Source organism: Spirillospora albida, assembly GCF_000718255.1.
In the GTDB taxonomy this organism is placed as follows: Bacteria; Actinomycetota; Actinomycetes; order Streptosporangiales; family Streptosporangiaceae; genus Spirillospora; species Spirillospora albida.
Genome location: NZ_JOFJ01000009.1, coordinates 48,521 through 65,469, shown reverse-complemented (window position 1 = coordinate 65,469; position 16,949 = coordinate 48,521). Strand labels below are relative to the sequence as shown.

The following is a 16,949-nucleotide window of genomic DNA, read 5'->3' as shown; positions in this document are numbered from 1 at the left end:
TCGAGTCCCGCCGCCCGCCGTCCATACGGCGGCTACGCAATCGTCACCCGCTTCGGGGCATATCGAACGGCCATGGCCGCGATCGGCCGCAAAGTTTATTCGTCCGGTTCATCCCATTCGGTGGGAAGGGGGAACGCGCCCGGGGCGACACGCCGGACGATCTCGTTCAGGACGATCCGGACGTACGGCTCCCCCACCCACAGGTGCTTCGCGTCGTCCACCGCGACCACCTCCGCCTGCGGGATCCGCTTGAACCGCTTTCGCGCCTCCGCCGGACGCAGGTAGTCGTCGAACTCGGGCACGAGCGCCACCACCGGGCGCCCGTCCGCGCCCCAGGCGTCCAGGTCGGCGTCCGTCGCGCGACGCAGCGGCGGCGACAGCAGGATCGCTCCCTCGACGAGCGGGTCGCGTCCCCACTTCAGCGCGAGCTCGGTGCCGAACGACCAGCCCAGCAGCCACGGACGGGGCAGGTCGTGGTACTCGGTGTACTCCAGCGCGGCGGCGACGTCCCATCGCTCGGTCTCGCCGCCGCCGAACTCGCCCTGGCTGGTGCCGCGCGCCGATGACGTCCCGCGCGTGTTGAAGCGCAGGACCGCGACGCCCGCGAGCGCGGGCAGCCGGTACGACGCCTTCCGCAGGACGTGGCTGTCCATCATCCCCTCGGCCGTCGGGAGGGGGTGCAGGCAGACGAGCGTGGCGACGGGCGGCCGGTCCGCGGGGAGGGCCAGCTCACCGACCAGTTCCAGGCCGTCCTGTGTGTGGAGTGCGATCTCCTCGCGCCGTGCCGGCAGCACCGAGGCCGCCCTGATCTCCGCCATCCCTACCCCTCATCCGTACCTCGGCGCGTTCCTCGATCGCTGGACGCGGGGGGCGCGCCTGCCCCGCGCCTGCCAGCACGGGCGGTGCCAGTGGCGCCGGTCGTCCGCGTCGCCGTGCGCGGACCACGCCACGACGTGCCCGACGCCCGGCGGGATCTCCTGGTCGCATCCGGGGCACCGGTACGCCTTGGTCGCGCCCGCCCCGGAGACGGACCGGACGACCCAGGCGCCGTCCGGCCCGTCCTCGGTCTCCTCGGCCCACGATCCGCCGCCGCTCTTCGGGGGACGACCCGAGACGGCACGGCGGTTCTTGCGGGGGCTCATGCCTCCAAGGATATGGGGATCACCGGAGGGGGCGCCCCGCCGTCACGTGCTCCTCCAGCAGGGGCGTGGGGGCGAGCGCGGGCTCGCGGGCCTCGGCGTACAGGGCCCGCAGAACGGTGACGGCGCGATCGAGGCCGAGCCGGTCGAGGTCGGCGATGGGCCCGGTCGGGTAGCCGCAGCCCAGCGTCATCGCGGCGTCGATCGCGTCGGGGTCGGCGTAGCCGGCGCCGAGCATCGCGGCCGCGTCGTTGAGGTAGGGGAAGCGGAGCGCGTCCACGATGAACCCGGCGCGGTCGCGGCACCGGACGGCGGTGAGGCCGAGCCGCCGGACGAGTTCGACGGCCCGCGCCGCGGTCTCGTCCGAGGTCAGGACGGTGGTGGCGATCTCGGCGAGGGGCCGGTCGGCCTCGGGGAGGTGCAGGCCGACCACGTCGCCGGGGCGTCCGGTCGCCACGGCCTGCCCGATCACCGGGCCGGAGGTGCTCGCCAGGACCGCGCCCTGCCCGGCGGCCTGGGCGGCGACCGCGAGCAGTTCCCGCCCGGCGGCCGCGTCGCCCGACGCCTCCACGATCAGGTCGCAGTCGCCGAGCCCGGCCGCGGACGTGCGGACCTGCCCGCCCGCCCTGTCGACGAGCGCGGCGAACGCGTCCGCGACGGCCCCGACGCCGAGCACGCCGACGACGGGGGCGGCGCCCTCGGCCGGCTCCGGCGCGCCGGGCCTCTCGGCGTAGGAGTAGAAGCCGTGCCCGGTCTTGCGCCCGAGGAGGCCCGCAGTGACGAGCTCGCGCAGCAGCGGCGAGGGGGCGTGCCTGCGGTCGCGGGACTCGGCGTAGACGGCCTCCAGGACCTCCAGGCAGGTGTCGAGGCCGATGAGGTCCATGAGGGTGAACGGCCCCATGGGGAGGCCGGCGCCCTTCGTCATCGCGGCGTCGATGTCGTCCCGCGTCGCGTGGCCGGACTCCAGCATCCCCGCGGCCTGGTTCAGGTACCCGAACAGCAGCCGGTTCGCGACGAACCCTGAGCGGTCGCCGATCGTGACGGGCGTCTTGCCGAGGTCCGCGACCAGCGCGGCGACCCGCTCGACCGCCTCGGGCTCGGTGAGCACGGACCGGATGACCTCGACCAGCCTCATCACCGGTGCCGGGTTGAAGAAGTGCACCCCGACGATCTTCGTCGGGCGCTTCGTCGACACGGCGATGCCGGTGACCGACAGCGACGAGGTGTTGGTCGCGAGCACCGCGTCGTCCCGGCATACGCGGTCGAGCTCGGCGAACACCGAGCGCTTCAGGTCGAGCCGCTCGGGGACGGCCTCGACCACCAGGTCGCAGTCACCGAGGTCGGCGAAATCGGTGGACAGCTCGATGCGGCCGAGGATCTCGCGCTGCGCGTCCTCGGTGAGCCGGCCGCGCTTGACGGCCCGTCCGGTCGAGGACTCCAGGTTCCCGCGTCCCCGCTCCAAGGCGTCCCGGTCGATCTCGATGCCGACGACCGCGAGGCCGCCCCGCGCGAGCACCTCGGCGATGCCCGCCCCCATCGTGCCCAGTCCGACGACCCCGACCCTGCTGAACGAACCACCAGTCATGGCGGCAGTCTCCCAGAGGGTGCGGCCGAACCCGATGCCGGGTACGGGACGGACGTGCGTTTCGGAATCTTCCTCCTCGGCGCCCGCGCCCCCGGCCAGACCGACGCGACCGCCCTGTCCCGCACCCTCGACGCCGCCGTCACCGCCGAACGCGCGGGCTTCGACGACGTATGGCTGGCGGAGCACCATTTCATGTCGTACGGCGTCGTCCCGTCCGCGCCCGTCCTGGCGGGCCACATCCTGGGCATGACGCGCCGCGTCCATGTGGGGACGGCGGTGAGCGTCCTCTCGACGCAGCACCCCGTGGCGCTGGCCGAGCAGGCGGCGATGCTGTCGCTCGTCTCGGACGGGCGCTTCCGGCTCGGCGTCGGGCGCGGCGGCCCATGGCAGGACCTGGAGGTCTTCGGGACGGGCCTCGCCCGCTACGAGGACGCCTTCGCCGAATCCCTGGACCTGCTGCTCGCCTGGCTCACCTCGGAACGGGTCGGGTGGCGGGGCGACCACTTCGCCTTCCGCGAGGTCCCGGTGGTGCCGCGCGCCGCCGTCCCGCCTCCGGTGACGGTGGCGTGCACGTCCCCCGCGACGGAGGCACTCGCCGCGTCCCGGAACCTGCCCATGCTCCTCGGAATGCACGTGGACGCGGACGAGAAGGCGCGGGCCGTCGCCCGTCACGGCGACCCGGGTCTTCCCCATGTCTCCGCGCATCTGGCCCAGGTGGGCGACACGCGGGAGCAGGCACTGAAGACGGTGATGACGGAGATGCCCCGCTGGATGGCGCCCGGCCTGGAGGGCTTCGTCCCGCTGGACGGCCGTCCCCGTCCGCCGCGGGACGCGGTCTCCTACATCCGCCGCCTCTGCGACATCCATCCGGTCGGGTCCCCCGACGACTGCGCGGAATCCCTGGCGGCCACGATCGACACGACCGGCATCGAGCACCTGATCTTCCTGGTGGAGGCCACGGCCTCGCTGGAGGCCACCCGGGAGAACGTCACCCGCCTGGCGGAGGAGGTACTCCCCGCCCTCCGCTGAAGAGGGCCCTGCCCACCCGGAAAGGTATGAGGTGCACCAGGCCGGGCAGGCACAGGGGGTAATCGGACGAACGCCGAGAGATGTCGGCATTCGGGGGGTCGAGGTGGCTGCTGTCCTCTACCGGCTCGGCCGGTTCTGCTTCGGCAGGCGCGGCCGGACGACGCTCGCATGGGTGGTGCTGCTGGCCGCCCTCGGCGGCGCGGCGGCGGCGTTCAAGGGCGCGACCAGCGGCGAGTTCGCGATGCCGGGCACCGAGTCCGACCGCGCTCTGCGGACGCTGACGCGGGAGTTCCCGGCGGCGGGCGGCGCGTCCGGGACGATCGTGATCGCCTCCGCGACCCCGCGGAGGCTGACTCCGGCGCGGGTCCAGCCGGTCGTGGCGCAGGCCGCCGCCGTGCCGGGCGTCACGTCCGCCACCGATCCGTTCCGGACGGGGGCGGTTTCGGCGGACGGCCGGTACGCGCTCGTCCAGGCCCAGTTCGCCGCCCCTCTCGCGGAGATCACCGACACGCAGCGCGCGGCGTACGAGAAGGTCGGCGCGGGCGCGCCGGACGTGCGCGTCGAGCACGGCGGCGAGGTCATGGGCGCGGAGCCCGAGCCCGGGTCCACCGAGGCGCTGGGCGTGCTGATCGCCGCGATCGTCCTCCTCATCACCTTCGGTTCGCTGGCCGCGGCCGGGATGACGCTGGTCAACGCGCTGGTCGGGGTCGGCGCCGGAATGGCGGGCCTGTACGCCCTCACCGGCGCGGTCGAACTGAACGACGCCGCGCCGACGCTGGCGCTGATGCTCGGCCTCGCCGTGGGCATCGACTACTCGCTGTTCATCACGTCCCGGTACCGCCAGTTCCTGCTGGACGGCATGGATTCCGAGGAGGCCGCTGGCCGGGCGGTCGGCACCGCCGGGTCGGCCGTGGTCTTCGCCGGCGCGACCGTCGTCATCGCGCTGGTCGGCCTGTCCGTCGTCGGCATCCCGTTCCTGACCGCCATGGGCCTCGCCGCCGCCGGAACCGTCGCCATCGCCGTCGTCGTCGCGCTGACGCTGCTGCCGGCCGTCCTGGGGTTCGCGGGCCACCGGATCCTGCACCTGAAGCACCGCCGCGGCCGCGCGGCGCGCGGAATCGAACGTCCCACGTTCGGGCGCACATGGGGCGTCCTCACCACGCGGCTGCGCGTCCCGGTGCTGCTCGCCGGCGTCCTCGGCCTGGGCGCGCTCGCACTGCCCGCCGCGGACATGCGGCTGGCCCTGCCGGACGCGGGCTCCGCGGCCGAGGGCTCACCGGCCCGCGACGCGCACGACCTGATCAGTGAGGGGTTCGGGCCGGGCTACAACGGACGCCTGGTCGCGGTCGTCACCGCCGGCGGCGCCGACGCCGCCACGGCCGCCGGGAAGCGGGCCGCCGCGCTGATCCAGGGCACGGAGGGCGTCCTCGCCGTCACGCCCCCGCAGCCGAACCGGGACGGGACGGCCGCGCTCCTCACGATCATCCCGGAGACCGGCCCGACGGACGAGGCGACCGAGGACACCGTGCACGCCGTCCGCGCCGCGGTCGCGGCCATCGATGGCGCCGACGTCGGCCTCACCGGTGTGACCGCGATCGGCATCGACGTGTCGGAGAAGCTCGCCGCGGCCCTGCCGGTCTACCTGCTGCTGGTCGTGGGGCTGTCGGTGCTGCTGCTGATGCTGGTCTTCCGCTCGATCCTGGTCCCGGTCAAGGCGGCGCTGGGGTTCCTGCTCACCGTCGGCGCCACGTTCGGCATCACCGTGGCCGTCTTCCAGAAGGGGTTCCTCGCCGGGCCGGTCGGCGTCGACGCTCCAGGTCCGCTGGTCAGCTTCCTGCCGATCCTCCTGATCGGCATCCTGTTCGGCCTGGCCATGGACTACGAGGTCTTCCTGGTCTCCCGGATGCGCGAGGACCACGTCCACGGCGACACCGCGCAGCAGGCCACCGTCAACGGCCTCGCCCACAACGCCCGGGTCGTCACCGCCGCCGCGCTCATCATGGCCGCCGTCTTCGGGGGCTTCGTCCTCGGCGACGACCCCATCATCAAGTCCATCGGCTTCGCCCTGGCGGTCGGCGTGCTCGTGGACGCCTTCATCGTGCGCATGACGCTCGTCCCGGCCGTCATGTCCCTGTTCGGCTCCGCCGCCTGGTGGCTGCCCAAGGCCGTCGACCGGGTCCTGCCCGACCTCGACATCGAGGGCGAGAGCCTGTCCGGGAGCCGGGCCGCGCCCTCCGCCGTCCCGTCCCGATGACGGCGCCGGCGCGGTGGGAGGTGACCTCCGCACCGCGCCGGACGTGCCGGATCAGCAGTCGCGGAGTTCCGGCGACTGGTTCAGGATCTGCTCCCTGGCCGTGATGAAGGTGCGGTAGGTGTCGCTGTCGGCGTTCGGGAAGACCGCCACGCGGTGGCAGTTCTGGAAGGCGAGCTTGACACCGAAGTACCGCTCCAGGGTGCCGCGCATGGCGTCGCTGGCGAGGACGCGCAGGAGCTGGCCGCGGGCGCGCTCGTCCGGCGGCGGGGTGAGGTTGTCGGCCAGGTCGCCGCCGTCCACCTGCAGCCGCGCGACCAACCCGCTGATCATTTCCCAGGCGTACGGGAGCGACGTCCGGATGCACTCGACGAACGCGGCGTCATCGACCTCGCCGCGCTCAGCCGTCTCGAGGAGTTCCGGTGTCACGTCAAGGGACATTGGGGGTTCCTTTCGAAGACCGGGGAGGACCCACACTCGCGACGCTAACCACGCACTCCGGAGAATTCCAGGCTTGACAGAGATCCTTACATCCGGGCGGCTCCGGACAGCCGCGCCGGCGGCGCCGCCCGGCGGCGCACCGGGAAGCGCGCCGCGTACTCCTCCCAGAACGCGCGGGCACGGCGGGCCAGCGCGGCGTCCCGGGCGGCCTTCGCCTCCGCCCGCAGCTCCCGGGCGCGGTCCTTCGCGGCCGCCGACATGATCTCGTGGTGCAGCATGTTCGTTCCTCTTCTCGTCCCACTGAAGAGGTTCGTCCTAAGGCGGGTGCCGCCGCATCGGGACGACGCCCTATATGGGACGACCCGGCGAGGTCCTACGTACGGGCTCCGGCACGCCGCCCGCCTCATTAAGGTGGGGCATCGTGCGTCTCGTAATCGCCCGCTGCAGCGTGGACTATGCAGGCAAGCTCACCGCCCACCTCCCGATGGCCACCCGGCTGATCCTCATCAAGGCGGACGGCAGCGTCAGCGTGCACGCCGACGACCGCGCCTACAAGCCGCTCAACTGGATGAACCCGCCGTGCTCCCTGCGGGAGGAGCCCTACGAGGAGAACGGCGCCGTCGCGCGCTGGACCGTCACCCACGGCAAGTCGGGCGAGCGGCTCATCCTGACGATCGAGGAGTTCCTGCACGACACCAGCCACGAGCTGGGAGTCGACCCGGGCCTGCGCAAGGACGGGGTCGAGGCGCACCTCCAGGAGCTGCTCGCCGAGCACATCACGACGCTCGGGGACGGCTGGACGCTGATCCGCCGCGAGTACCCCACCGCGATCGGCCCCGTCGACATCCTCTGCCGGGACGGCGGCAGCGCCACGGTCGCCGTCGAGATCAAGAGGCGCGGCGAGATCGACGGCGTGGAGCAGCTCACCCGGTACCTGGAGCTGCTGAACCGCGACCCGCACCTGGCGCCCGTCCGGGGCATCTTCGCCGCCCAGGAGATCAAGCCGCAGGCGCGGGTCCTCGCCGCCGACCGCGGCATCCACTGCGTGACGCTCGACTACGACGCGCTGCGCGGCATCGAGCACGAGGGCACCCTGTTCTGATCGCGAGACCGCCCGCCGCGGCTCCGCGGCGGAGCCGCACCGTCGCCGTGCGGCGGCGCCGCACTATCGCTGCGCGACAGAGCCGGCCCGTCGCTGCGCGACAGAGCCGGCCCGTCGCTGCGCGACAGAGCCGGCCCGTCGCTGCGCGACAATGTCGGTCCTCCCGTGCATCATGGCGGGCATGACCCTTCACGCGAGCGGCACTTTCGACATCAGTGCTTGGGACGCCGAGAAGCCGTACGACGAACAGGGCGGCAACAAGCTGACGAAGGTCCATGTGGAGAAGGTGTTCCACGGCGACCTCGTCGGGACGAGCAGCACCGATCTGATCACCGTGGAGTCGGTGGCGGGGCCGGTCGCCTACGTCGGGGTGGAACACGTCCAGGGCATCCTGCACGGGCGCGAGGGAACCTTCGTCCTGCAGCACAACGCGGGCAGCGAGGACGGGACGACCGACACCCAGTGGCTCCGCTGGCTCATCGTGCCGACGTCCGGCACCGGGGAGCTCGCGGGCATCCGGGGCCTCGGCCAGATCACCGTCGCCGAGGACGGCTCGCACTCCTGGACGCTGGAGTACACGCTCGGCTGAGCGCGGGCCGGTAACCTTCGGGGCATGCCCCCGGCCCCCGACGCGACCCGCGAACGGATCATCGACGCCGCCGAGGAGTGCTTCGGCCGGTTCGGGCTGGCGAAGACGACGGTGGAGGACATCGCGGCCGCGGCCGGGCTGTCCCGCGCGACCGTGTACCGCAGCGTGACCGGCGGGCGCGAGGAGCTGATCCTCGCGGTCGTGGTGCGCGACCTGCGGCGGTACCTCGACCGGCTGGCCGAGCGGCTGCGCCGGGAGCGGTCGGTGCCCGAGGCGATCGTCGAGGGGACGCTCGACGCCGTCACGTACGTGCGGAACGAGCCCACCATCGCGCAGTTCCTCGGTCCGGAGGCGGCCGGCCACATGCAGGCGGCGGTCGCGGGGGCGGCCGAGCACGTGCTCGCCCTGTGCTGCGACTACGTCCGGCCCTACTTCGAGAAGGCGCAGCAGGAGCGGCTCCTGCGGCAGGACATCGAGGTGGAGGGGACGGTGGAGTTCCTCTTCCGCATCATCACGTCCCTCATCGTGATGGACCGCGACCGCGACGCCGACGGCCTGCGCCGCTTCCTGCGCACCTACGTCGTCCCCGGCATAGCCGGACCGTGACACCGGCCGCGTCCGCGAGGCGGTAGCTTCGTGATCTGACGGGCGTGGTGGAAGGGGCCGGGCGATGGGGGCGGTGCACAAGAGCCGGAGGGCCGAGGTCCGGCCGAGCCCGGTGTTCCTCGCGTTCCTGGCCGTGGCCGTGCTGTGCGGCCTGATCGCCTGGCGCTACGGGACGATCCTCGACAAGCCGGCTCGGGCGGCGCTGTTCGGCTTCGTCCTCGCCGCGTGGATCGTGTCCCTGTCGGTGCACGAGTTCGGCCACGCGTACTTCGCCTACCGTTCGGGTGACCACAGTGTGGCGACGCGGGGATACCTCACGCTGAACCCGCTGAAGTACTCCGACGTCACGCTGAGCTTCCTGATCCCGGTGCTGTTCATCCTGCTGGGCGGCATCGGCCTGCCCGGCGGCGCCGTGTGGATCGACCGGCACGCGATCCGGGGGCGGCTGAAGCACAGCCTGATCTCCGCCGCCGGCCCGCTGGCCAACGCCGCATTCGCGATCATGCTGGCGGTCATCTTCGAGAACTTCGCCGACCGGGAGCACGCGCTGTTCTGGTCGGGCGTCGCGTTCCTGGCGTTCTTGCAGGTGACGGCCGCCGTGCTGAACCTGCTCCCGATCCCCGGCCTGGACGGCTTCGGCATCATCGAGCCGTACCTGCCGCGCCGGTGGGCCGACCGCGCGAACGCCTACGGCGGGTACGTGTTCCTCGTCCTGATCGCGCTGCTGTGGCTGCGTCCGGTCAACACCGCGTTCTTCGACGCCGTCTACAACATCACCGACGCGCTGGGTCTCGACGCGTTCACGTTCCCGACGGTCCTGAACACGGCGTACGAGCACGCTCCCATCCAGCTCGGGTTCGACCTGTTCCGCTTCTGGAACGACTGACGCGCGATCCTTCCGCGGCGAAAACGGCCGCGTTCGGGGAGGTGGAGCCGCGACACACCGGCATAAGGTGATTTACTAGCGCGTACCATCGTGCAAGTGATCACTTATCAGGCTTCTCCCGGGAGGTCCGCATGTCCGTTGCGACGGAGAGCACCGAGACGTTCGCATCCCTGAACCCGGCCACCGGCGAGGTCGTCGCCGAGCACGCCGTCCACGACGAGAAGGACGTGGCGGCGGCCGTCGAACGCGCCCGGGAGGCCGCCGCGTGGTGGCGGGCCCTCGGCTGGAAGGAGCGCCGCCTCCGCCTCCTCAACGTCAAGGGCTCGCTGACCCGCAACCTGAACCGGATGGCGGAGGTCATCCACCAGGAGACGGGCAAGCCGATCCAGGACGCCCAGCTCGAGACCATCATGGCGATCTCGCACCTCGACTGGGCCGCCAGGAACGCGCACAAGGTCCTCGGGCCGCGCAACGTGTACCCGGGCGTCATGGCGATCAACCAGAAGTGCGTGCTGGAGTACCAGGCGCTCGGCGTCGTCGGCGTCATCGGCCCCTGGAACTACCCGATCTTCACGCCGATGGGCTCGATCGGGTACGCGCTCGCCGCCGGCAACGCGGTCGTGTTCAAGCCGTCCGAGTTCACGCCCGGCGTCGGGGTACTGCTCGCCGAACTGTTCGCGGGCGTCATCCCCGAGCACCCCGTGCTGCAGACGATCACCGGGCTCGGCGCGACCGGCGCCGCGCTCGCGTCGTCGCCGCACATCGACAAGGTGGCGTTCACCGGGTCCGGGCGCACCGCCAAGCGCGTCATGGCGGCCTGCGCCGAGAACCTCACCCCGCTCGTCGCCGAGTGCGGCGGCAAGGACGCCTGCATCGTCGACGCCGGCGCGGACCTCGACGCCGCCGCCGACGCCGCGCTGTGGGGCGCGATGTCGAACGCGGGCCAGACCTGCATCGGCGTGGAGCGCATCTACGTCGTGGACGACGCGTACGACGCGTTCCTGTCCAAGCTCACGGAGAAGGCCAAGGACCTGCGTCCCGGCTTCGACCGCGAGGCCGCCTACGGCCCCATCACCATGCCGTCCCAGCTCGAGATCATCGAGCGGCACATCAAGGACGCCATCGACCGGGGCGGCAAGGCCGTCGTCGGCGGGCCGGAGTCGGTGCGCAAGCCGTACGTGGAGCCGGTCATCCTGACCGATGTGCCGGACGACTCGGCCGCCGTCTGCGAGGAGACGTTCGGCCCGACGATCACCGTCCACCGCGTCCGCGACCTGGACGAGGCGGTCGAGAAGACCAACCGGACGAACTACGGCCTCGCCGGGACGATCTTCTCCGGGTCCAAGTCGCGGGCCATGGACGCCGCGCGCCGGATGCGGTCCGGCATGACGTCCATCAACGCGTTCGCCGCGTTCGCGTCGGTCGCCGCGCTGCCGTTCGGCGGGGTCGGCGAGTCCGGGTTCGGGCGGATCCACGGCGCCGACGGCCTGCGGGAGTTCACCCGCCCGAAGGCCATCACGCGGCAGCGGTTCGCGACGATGAACCTCACCTCCTTCGCGCGGAGCGAGAAGGAGATGCAGCGCGTCCTCGGCATGATCAACATGATCCACGGCCGCCGCTACAAGCGCTGACCCGGTGGGGGCGGGGCCTTCGGGTCCCGTCCCCGGCGCGCGTCCCGCGCTGGAAGGTCGTGATGGACATCCCGGTCACGGGCCTCGCGCCCGTGCGCAGCCGGCTGGAGCTGAGGCTGCGCCCCGTTCCGCCGCCGCCCTCCGGCTACCGTCCCTTCGACCCCGGCGACGCGCCCGCACTGGGCGCGCTGATGTGGGACGCCTACCGCGGCACCCCCGACGAGCAGGACGCGCGCACGCCCGAGGAGGCCGCCCGCGAGATCCGGCGCACGCTGGACGGCGCGTACGGCGCGTTCCTCCCGGCGGCCTCCTACATCGCGGTGGAAGAAGAGCGCCCGGTGGCGGCCGCCCTGGTGACCCTCTACTGGAAGCTGCCGCTCCTGGCGTTCCTGTTCACGTCCCCCTCCCATATGGGGCGAGGGCATGGACGCGGGCTCATCGCGGCCGTCGGCCACGCCCTGCTGGTTCAGGGCCACGACACCCTCGCCCTGGCCGTGACCCGTAGGAACCGCCGCGCCCGGCACCTCTACCACCGCCTCGGATTCGTCGAGGTGAGCTGACGTAAGCGCGGCTTAGGCCGCCTAAGACGGCGCCTGGGCGAGAGATAGGGATTCGTCCCGATGCCGGGGGCGGGGCCTTAGGACGAACCTTGAGGATGTCGGGCCAGGGAGGCCCGGCGGACCTCGAGGAGGAACCATGATCAGGCCGGAGTTCTCGAAGGCGCTGGTGGAGGACCGGGTACAGAAGCTGCGGGCCGAGGCGAAGAACGCGCGCCGCGCGCGGATCGCCAAGGCGCTGAAGCGGTGAGCACGCGTCCGTCCCCACAGCAGGGAACGCCCCCGTCATGACGACGGGGGCGTTCCTCGTTCTCCAGGCTCAGTGCCTCAGGCGGGGACGTCCGCCGGCCGCTGCGGCGCGCGGCCCCGGATGAGGTCGGCGGCGCGTTCGGCGATGGCGATGGTCGGCGCGTTCGTGTTGCCCCTCGGCACGGACGGCATGACCGACGCGTCCACGACCCGGAGGCCCTCGACGCCCCGCACCCGCAGTTCGGGGTCGCAGACGGAGTCGTCGGACGCCCCCATCGCGCACGTGCTGGTCGGGTGGAACAGCGTCGCGCACTCGCGCCGGACGAACCGGGCGATGTCCTCGTCGCTCTCCGCCTGCTCGCCGGGGGCGAACTCGCCGCCGACCAGGGACGCGAGCGGGCCCGTCGCGGCGATCTCGCGGGCCTGCCGCACTCCGGCGACGAGGATGTCGAGATCCGCCTTGTCCGCGAGGTAGGCGGGGTCGATGAGGGGCTTGGCGTAGGGGCTCGCGGAGCGGAGGGTGAGCGCGCCCCTGCTGGCGATCGCGACCGCCGTGACCATGACGGACAGGAGCCGCTGCGACGGTTCCACCAGTCCCTGGTCGATGAACGGGGTCGCGAGGACGTGGTACTGGAGGTCGGGCGCGGGCAGCCCCTCGACCGTCCGGACGAATCCGCCCGCCTCCGCGACGTTCGAGGCGTAGGGTCCCCTCGCGAGGGCCTGGTACATCGCGAACGCGCCCGTGTTGGCCAGCTCCCACAGGCCCTTGGTGCGCGGTGTCGCGAACATGACGTTCACGAACGGGTGGTCCTGCAGGTTCCGCCCGACCGGGGAGTCGACGAGGACGTCGATCCCGTGCGAGCGGAGCTGGTCGGCCGGCCCGACGCCGGAGAGCATGAGCAGCTGCGGGGAGTTGACCGCGCCACCGGACAGGACGACCTCACCCTCCGCGCGCGCCTCGACGACCTCGCCGCGGACCTCGTAGCGGACGCCCACGGCCCGTCCGTTCTCGATGCGGACCTTGGCGGCGAGCGCGTCGGTGACGACGGTCAGGTTCGGGCGGTGCTCGGCCGGGTGCAGGTAGCCGACAGCCGTCGACCAGCGGCGCCCGCGCTTGTGGGTGACCTGGTAGAAGCCCACGCCGTCCTGGTCGGCGCCGTTGAAGTCGCCGTTGGCGGCGAGGCCGAACGCCTTGGCGGACTGCACCCACGCCTTGGTGAGCGGGTGCTTGTACCGCAGGTCCTCGACGCGGAGGGGGCCGCCGACGCCGTGGTACGGCGTCTCGCCGCGCTGCTGGTCCTCGGCGCGGCGGAAGTACGGCAGCAGGTCGGCGTAGCCCCAGCCGTCGCAGCCGTACGAGTCGCGCCAGGTGTCGTAGTCGTACCGGTGGCCCCGGATGTAGATCATCGCGTTCGTGGACGAGCTGCCGCCGAGGACGCGGCCCCGGGGCCAGTAGATGCTGCGCCCGGCGGCGTGGTCCTGGGGCGTGGTCGTGTAGTCCCAGTCGTACGGGCCCTTGATCAGGGACGCGACGGCGGCGGGGATGTGGATCTCGGGGGCGTCGTCCGGCGGGCCGGCCTCCAGCAGCAGCACCTTCGTGCCGGGGTCCTCGCTCAGCCTGGCGGCGAGAACGCAGCCGGCGCTCCCGGCACCCACGATGATGTAGTCGTACACGGCGGCCTCCGCAGTCGTCCGGGCCATACGAGGTAGGACGAACACTACCGAACGACTTTCGGAAAGCGGTCGCGTTAAGGTGGCCGACATGGCGAAGAACAGGGAGAACCCGGTCGTCCTCTCCCGGATCTACACCCGGACGGGCGACGACGGCACGACCGCGCTGGGCGACGCGTCCCGCACCCGCAAGACCGATCCGCGGCTCGCCGCCTACGCCGACGTCGAGGAGGCCAACGCCGCGATCGGCGCCGCCCTCGCGCTCGGCGCCCTGCCCGCCGACGTCGCGACGCTGCTGCTCCGCGTCCAGAACGACCTCTTCGACGTCGGCGCCGACCTGTGCGCGCCGGTCGTGCCCGACCCGCGGTACCCGCCGCTGCGCGTCGACGCGTCCTATGTCGACCGACTGGAGGCGGCCTGCGACGAGCACAACGCCGCGCTGCCGACCCTCCGCAGCTTCATCCTGCCCGGCGGCACGCCCGGCGCGGCGCTCCTGCACGTCGCGCGGACGGTCTCGCGGCGCGCCGAGCGGTCCGCGTGGGCGGCGGTCGAGGCGCACGGCGCGGCGGCCCCGGGCGATCCGGACGCGCCCGCGGGCGGCGTCAACCCGTTGACCGCCCGGTACCTGAACCGGCTCTCCGACCTGCTGTTCATCCTCTGCCGGGTCGCGAACGCCGAGCGGGGCGACGTCCTGTGGAAGCCCGGCGGTGAGCGCTGAGGGTGGGGTTAGCCCCACCCCGAAGACACTGGCCCTCCTCCTGGCGGCCCCCTGCGTCCCGGAGCAGGCTGATACCTGCACGGGTGCGAGGACGAGAGGCGAGACGTGAAGACGATCATGACGGGCTTGGCGGCGCTGTGCGCCGCGGCGCTGCTCGCCGGCTGCGGCAACGTGAGCGTCGGGGCGCACACCGAGAACCGGTCCTACGAGGCGCCGGGAACGACCGCGCTCAAGGTGCGCTCGCCCGGCGGCCGCGTCGAGATCGTCGCGTCCGACTCCGGCGTCGTCAGGGTCCGCGAGCGGCTGAGCTGGACGAACGACCGCAACAAGCCGAAGGCGCGGCACAGTATCGAGGGCGGGACGCTGTCGCTGTCGGCCACGTGCGCCCCGGCCATGTTCGGCACCGCCTGCGGCATCTCCTACCGGGTCGAGGTGCCGCGCTCCCTGGCGATCGCGGTCGACAACCGCGACGGCTCCATCCGGCTGTCCGGGCACTACAAGACGGTCTCCCTGACGTCCGGGAGCGGCTCCATCGACGCGTCGGACATGACCGCGACGTCCCTGGCCGTCTCCGCGCACGACGGCTCCATCCGCGTCTCCGGCCGCGTCGGGACCGCCGACCTCCGCACCGGCAGCGGCTCGGTCACCACGGACGGCCTCACCGCCGACCGGCTGAGCGTCCGCACCCACGACGGCGGCATCACCGTCGACGGCCGCGCGTCCACGGCGGAGCTGCGGACCGGCAGCGGCTCGATCACGGCGGAGACCTTCACCGCGTCCCGCCTCACCGCTCGCACCGGCGACGGCCACATCCATCTCGCGCTGACCGACCCGCCGAACGACGTGCGGGCCACCAGCGGCAGCGGCTCCGTGCGGCTCTCCGTTCCGGGCGGCGCGGGCTACGCCATCACCCTCAGCACCGACAGCGGCTCCAGGAACATCGACCCCGGCGTCCACCAGGATTCGCGGTCGAGCCGCCGCATCACGCTCACCAGCGGGGACGGCAGCGTCAGCGTCGACGCGTCCTGACCGGCGGCGCGGTGGCCACCGGACGGTGGTCACCGCGCAGTGGCGAGACGCTGCAGGACGGCCGCCATCGCGTCGGCGTTCGAGTCGAGCAGGGCGCGGTCGACGTTCTCCACACGGTCGCACGGCACGTGGTAGCAGGAGTCGAAGGGCTCGCCGGCCGTCCCGCCGAACGCCTTCGCCTCCGCCTTCGACTTGGAACCGTCCGTGCCTGTGGTGAGGCCGCCCACCGGAATGCCGGCCTCGATGAACGGCCCGTAGTCGGACCGCCCGTCGAAGGGCTGCTCGGCGGCCGGCAGGTGCCGTGATGCGAAATGCTCCCGGAACAGCCTCTCGATCGCGGCGGACCCCTCGGGCGCGGGCGTCCCGACCCCGAGCGAGCGGTCGCCGTCGTACACCCCGCGAACGCCGTTGGGCGAGCCCAGCATGTCGAAGTTCAGGCTCAGCGCGATCGTCCTGCGCGCCTGCGCACCGAGTTCCGCGACATGGTGCCGGGATCCCCGCAGCCCCACCTCCTCGGCGCCCCACCAGGCGAAACGCACCGTGCGGCGCAGCGGGCCGACCGCCGTGAGCCGCTGCGCGACCGCGAGCAGCGCCGCCGCGCCCGAAGCGTTGTCGTTGACGCCGGGGCTCCCCGGGGCGCTGTCCAGATGGGCGCCCGCGAGGATCACCGGACCGGACCCGCCCTGCCTCTCCGCAAGGACGTTGGCGCCCGACCGGGTCCCGCTGACGGCCTTCACCCGCACCCGGACCCGCACCGGGCTCCGCCGCGCCGCCTCGGCCAGCGCCACCCCCACCTCGCGCGCCGCGCCGATGACCGGGATGGGGAGCGGGCGGCCGACCGTCCCCCGCACCGGCCCCTCCCGGCCCGGCCCGTTGAACACGACGACGGCGGACGCGCCGGCCCGCCGCGCCCGCACCGCCTTGGCCCGGAACAGGCACCCGCCGCGTTGCAGCAGCGCGACCGCGCCCACGGCGAACCCCGTGAAGTCCCTCATCTGGCAGCCGCTGGAACCACCGCCCTCGGCGGGGACGTCCACCGCCTCCACCTCGGCGGTCACATCACCCGACCCCGAGTACCCGAGCGTGGCGTAGTCGGTGCCGCGCGCATAGCGGCGCTCGGGCTCCAGCCCCAGGAACGCGGACGCCTTCTCCCGCCAGTACGGGAACCGGAACCGCTCCACGCGCGGCGTGTATCCGGCGGCCAGCAGCCGCCGCTCGACATAGACCGCCGACACCTCGAAGCCCGGCGTCCCCGCCGCGCGGCTCCCACCATGCCGTTCGGCGATGTCCTGGAACGCGATGAGATGCCGCCGCACGTCGTCGGCCGTCACCAGCCCCGCGAGCTCCGGCCGGGGCGACCCCGCCGAGGCCGACCCCCCGAGCACGACCAGTGCGACTGCGGCGACGGCGACGAGTTTGCGCACGGGCACTCCAGCGGACGGAACGGAGCCGACCCGCCCATCCTC

Annotated in this window: 17 protein-coding genes; 10 read left to right on the top strand and 7 right to left on the bottom strand. The window is 72.8% G+C overall.

All coding sequences use genetic code 11. The features are described 5' to 3' along the window. Nucleotides 1-95: 95 nt before the first annotated feature. From IE99_RS0114050 to IE99_RS0114040, 3 genes are read right to left on the bottom strand one after another with little or no spacing between them, the layout of a single operon-like run. On the bottom strand, nucleotides 96-818 hold the full coding sequence (locus IE99_RS0114050; RefSeq protein ID WP_030169514.1) for an alpha/beta hydrolase: 723 nt from the start codon (nucleotides 816-818) through the stop codon (nucleotides 96-98). Between the two features lie 9 nt (nucleotides 819-827). Beyond that, complete coding sequence (locus IE99_RS0114045) at nucleotides 828-1,142, bottom strand: hypothetical protein (RefSeq protein WP_030169511.1); 315 nt, start codon at nucleotides 1,140-1,142, stop codon at nucleotides 828-830. Nucleotides 1,143-1,161: 19 nt separating this feature from the next. Then, nucleotides 1,162-2,724, bottom strand: coding sequence for a 3-hydroxyacyl-CoA dehydrogenase family protein (locus IE99_RS0114040; RefSeq protein ID WP_030169508.1), 1,563 nt, complete (start codon nucleotides 2,722-2,724; stop codon nucleotides 1,162-1,164). Nucleotides 2,725-2,778: 54 nt separating this feature from the next. On the opposite strand from IE99_RS0114040, the gene IE99_RS0114035 reads away from it, so the two are divergent. Together IE99_RS0114035 and IE99_RS0114030 are read left to right on the top strand one after the other, a co-directional pair. Continuing rightward, on the top strand, nucleotides 2,779-3,753 hold the full coding sequence (locus IE99_RS0114035) for an LLM class flavin-dependent oxidoreductase (RefSeq protein WP_030169505.1): 975 nt from the start codon (nucleotides 2,779-2,781) through the stop codon (nucleotides 3,751-3,753). A 103-nt stretch (nucleotides 3,754-3,856) separates the two neighbouring features. Continuing rightward, nucleotides 3,857-6,007, top strand: a complete 2,151-nt coding sequence (locus IE99_RS0114030; protein ID WP_030169502.1) for an MMPL family transporter — start codon at nucleotides 3,857-3,859, stop codon at nucleotides 6,005-6,007. Between the two features lie 51 nt (nucleotides 6,008-6,058). Here the strand turns inward: IE99_RS0114030 and IE99_RS0114025 are convergent, their stop codons facing one another. Together IE99_RS0114025 and IE99_RS0114020 are read right to left on the bottom strand one after the other, a co-directional pair. Further along, the gene (locus tag IE99_RS0114025; RefSeq protein WP_030169500.1) at nucleotides 6,059-6,445 is read right to left on the bottom strand and encodes an SCO5389 family protein; all 387 of its coding nucleotides are present in this window, start codon (nucleotides 6,443-6,445) and stop codon (nucleotides 6,059-6,061) included. 86 nt (nucleotides 6,446-6,531) lie between these two features. Then, complete coding sequence (locus tag IE99_RS0114020) at nucleotides 6,532-6,723, bottom strand: hypothetical protein (RefSeq protein WP_030169496.1); 192 nt, start codon at nucleotides 6,721-6,723, stop codon at nucleotides 6,532-6,534. Nucleotides 6,724-6,866: 143 nt separating this feature from the next. Between IE99_RS0114020 and nucS the strand changes: the two genes are divergently transcribed. The 6 genes from nucS (at nucleotide 6,867) to IE99_RS0113990 (ending at nucleotide 11,819) form a co-directional block, all read left to right on the top strand. Continuing rightward, nucleotides 6,867-7,547: an endonuclease NucS gene (gene nucS / locus IE99_RS0114015; RefSeq protein ID WP_030169493.1), complete on the top strand. Its 681-nt coding sequence runs from the start codon at nucleotides 6,867-6,869 to the stop codon at nucleotides 7,545-7,547. 181 nt (nucleotides 7,548-7,728) lie between these two features. Next, nucleotides 7,729-8,136, top strand: coding sequence for a DUF3224 domain-containing protein (locus IE99_RS0114010; protein ID WP_245623199.1), 408 nt, complete (start codon nucleotides 7,729-7,731; stop codon nucleotides 8,134-8,136). A gap of 24 nt (nucleotides 8,137-8,160) precedes the next feature. Further along, entirely contained in the window at nucleotides 8,161-8,742 is a 582-nt protein-coding gene (locus tag IE99_RS0114005) for a TetR/AcrR family transcriptional regulator (RefSeq protein ID WP_030169477.1), read from the top strand. 64 nt (nucleotides 8,743-8,806) lie between these two features. Beyond that, the gene (locus IE99_RS0114000; RefSeq protein ID WP_245623198.1) at nucleotides 8,807-9,628 is read left to right on the top strand and encodes a site-2 protease family protein; all 822 of its coding nucleotides are present in this window, start codon (nucleotides 8,807-8,809) and stop codon (nucleotides 9,626-9,628) included. A 131-nt stretch (nucleotides 9,629-9,759) separates the two neighbouring features. Next, nucleotides 9,760-11,259 (top strand): aldehyde dehydrogenase family protein, encoded by a 1,500-nt coding sequence (locus tag IE99_RS0113995; protein WP_030169472.1) that lies wholly within the window; start codon nucleotides 9,760-9,762, stop codon nucleotides 11,257-11,259. A 62-nt stretch (nucleotides 11,260-11,321) separates the two neighbouring features. Beyond that, nucleotides 11,322-11,819 (top strand): GNAT family N-acetyltransferase, encoded by a 498-nt coding sequence (locus tag IE99_RS0113990; RefSeq protein WP_030169470.1) that lies wholly within the window; start codon nucleotides 11,322-11,324, stop codon nucleotides 11,817-11,819. Between the two features lie 324 nt (nucleotides 11,820-12,143). Here the strand turns inward: IE99_RS0113990 and IE99_RS0113980 are convergent, their stop codons facing one another. Next, on the bottom strand, nucleotides 12,144-13,739 hold the full coding sequence (locus tag IE99_RS0113980) for a GMC family oxidoreductase (protein WP_157610302.1): 1,596 nt from the start codon (nucleotides 13,737-13,739) through the stop codon (nucleotides 12,144-12,146). Between the two features lie 88 nt (nucleotides 13,740-13,827). Here IE99_RS0113980 and IE99_RS0113975 point away from each other — a divergent pair, with 88 nt between their 5' ends. Together IE99_RS0113975 and IE99_RS0113970 are read left to right on the top strand one after the other, a co-directional pair. After that, nucleotides 13,828-14,454, top strand: coding sequence for a cob(I)yrinic acid a,c-diamide adenosyltransferase (locus tag IE99_RS0113975; protein ID WP_030169467.1), 627 nt, complete (start codon nucleotides 13,828-13,830; stop codon nucleotides 14,452-14,454). Nucleotides 14,455-14,571: 117 nt separating this feature from the next. After that, nucleotides 14,572-15,483, top strand: a complete 912-nt coding sequence (locus IE99_RS0113970; protein WP_157610287.1) for a DUF4097 family beta strand repeat-containing protein — start codon at nucleotides 14,572-14,574, stop codon at nucleotides 15,481-15,483. Between the two features lie 29 nt (nucleotides 15,484-15,512). Here the strand turns inward: IE99_RS0113970 and IE99_RS0113965 are convergent, their stop codons facing one another. Beyond that, a complete protein-coding gene (locus IE99_RS0113965; protein WP_157610284.1) occupies nucleotides 15,513-16,907 on the bottom strand; it encodes a M20/M25/M40 family metallo-hydrolase in 1,395 nt (464 codons plus the stop codon). Nucleotides 16,908-16,949: the final 42 nt, after the last annotated feature.

Coding starts and splice junctions, on each gene's coding strand:
- IE99_RS0114050 (WP_030169514.1), bottom strand. CDS start 818: ATGGCGGAGATCAGGGCGGCCTCGGTGCTGCCGGCACGGCGCGAGGAG.
- IE99_RS0114045 (WP_030169511.1), bottom strand. CDS start 1,142: ATGAGCCCCCGCAAGAACCGCCGTGCCGTCTCGGGTCGTCCCCCGAAG.
- IE99_RS0114040 (WP_030169508.1), bottom strand. CDS start 2,724: ATGACTGGTGGTTCGTTCAGCAGGGTCGGGGTCGTCGGACTGGGCACG.
- IE99_RS0114025 (WP_030169500.1), bottom strand. CDS start 6,445: ATGTCCCTTGACGTGACACCGGAACTCCTCGAGACGGCTGAGCGCGGC.
- IE99_RS0114020 (WP_030169496.1), bottom strand. CDS start 6,723: ATGCTGCACCACGAGATCATGTCGGCGGCCGCGAAGGACCGCGCCCGG.
- IE99_RS0114010 (WP_245623199.1), top strand. CDS start 7,729: ATGACCCTTCACGCGAGCGGCACTTTCGACATCAGTGCTTGGGACGCC.
- IE99_RS0114005 (WP_030169477.1), top strand. CDS start 8,161: ATGCCCCCGGCCCCCGACGCGACCCGCGAACGGATCATCGACGCCGCC.
- IE99_RS0114000 (WP_245623198.1), top strand. CDS start 8,807: ATGGGGGCGGTGCACAAGAGCCGGAGGGCCGAGGTCCGGCCGAGCCCG.
- IE99_RS0113995 (WP_030169472.1), top strand. CDS start 9,760: ATGTCCGTTGCGACGGAGAGCACCGAGACGTTCGCATCCCTGAACCCG.
- IE99_RS0113990 (WP_030169470.1), top strand. CDS start 11,322: ATGGACATCCCGGTCACGGGCCTCGCGCCCGTGCGCAGCCGGCTGGAG.
- IE99_RS0113975 (WP_030169467.1), top strand. CDS start 13,828: ATGGCGAAGAACAGGGAGAACCCGGTCGTCCTCTCCCGGATCTACACC.
- IE99_RS0113970 (WP_157610287.1), top strand. CDS start 14,572: ATGACGGGCTTGGCGGCGCTGTGCGCCGCGGCGCTGCTCGCCGGCTGC.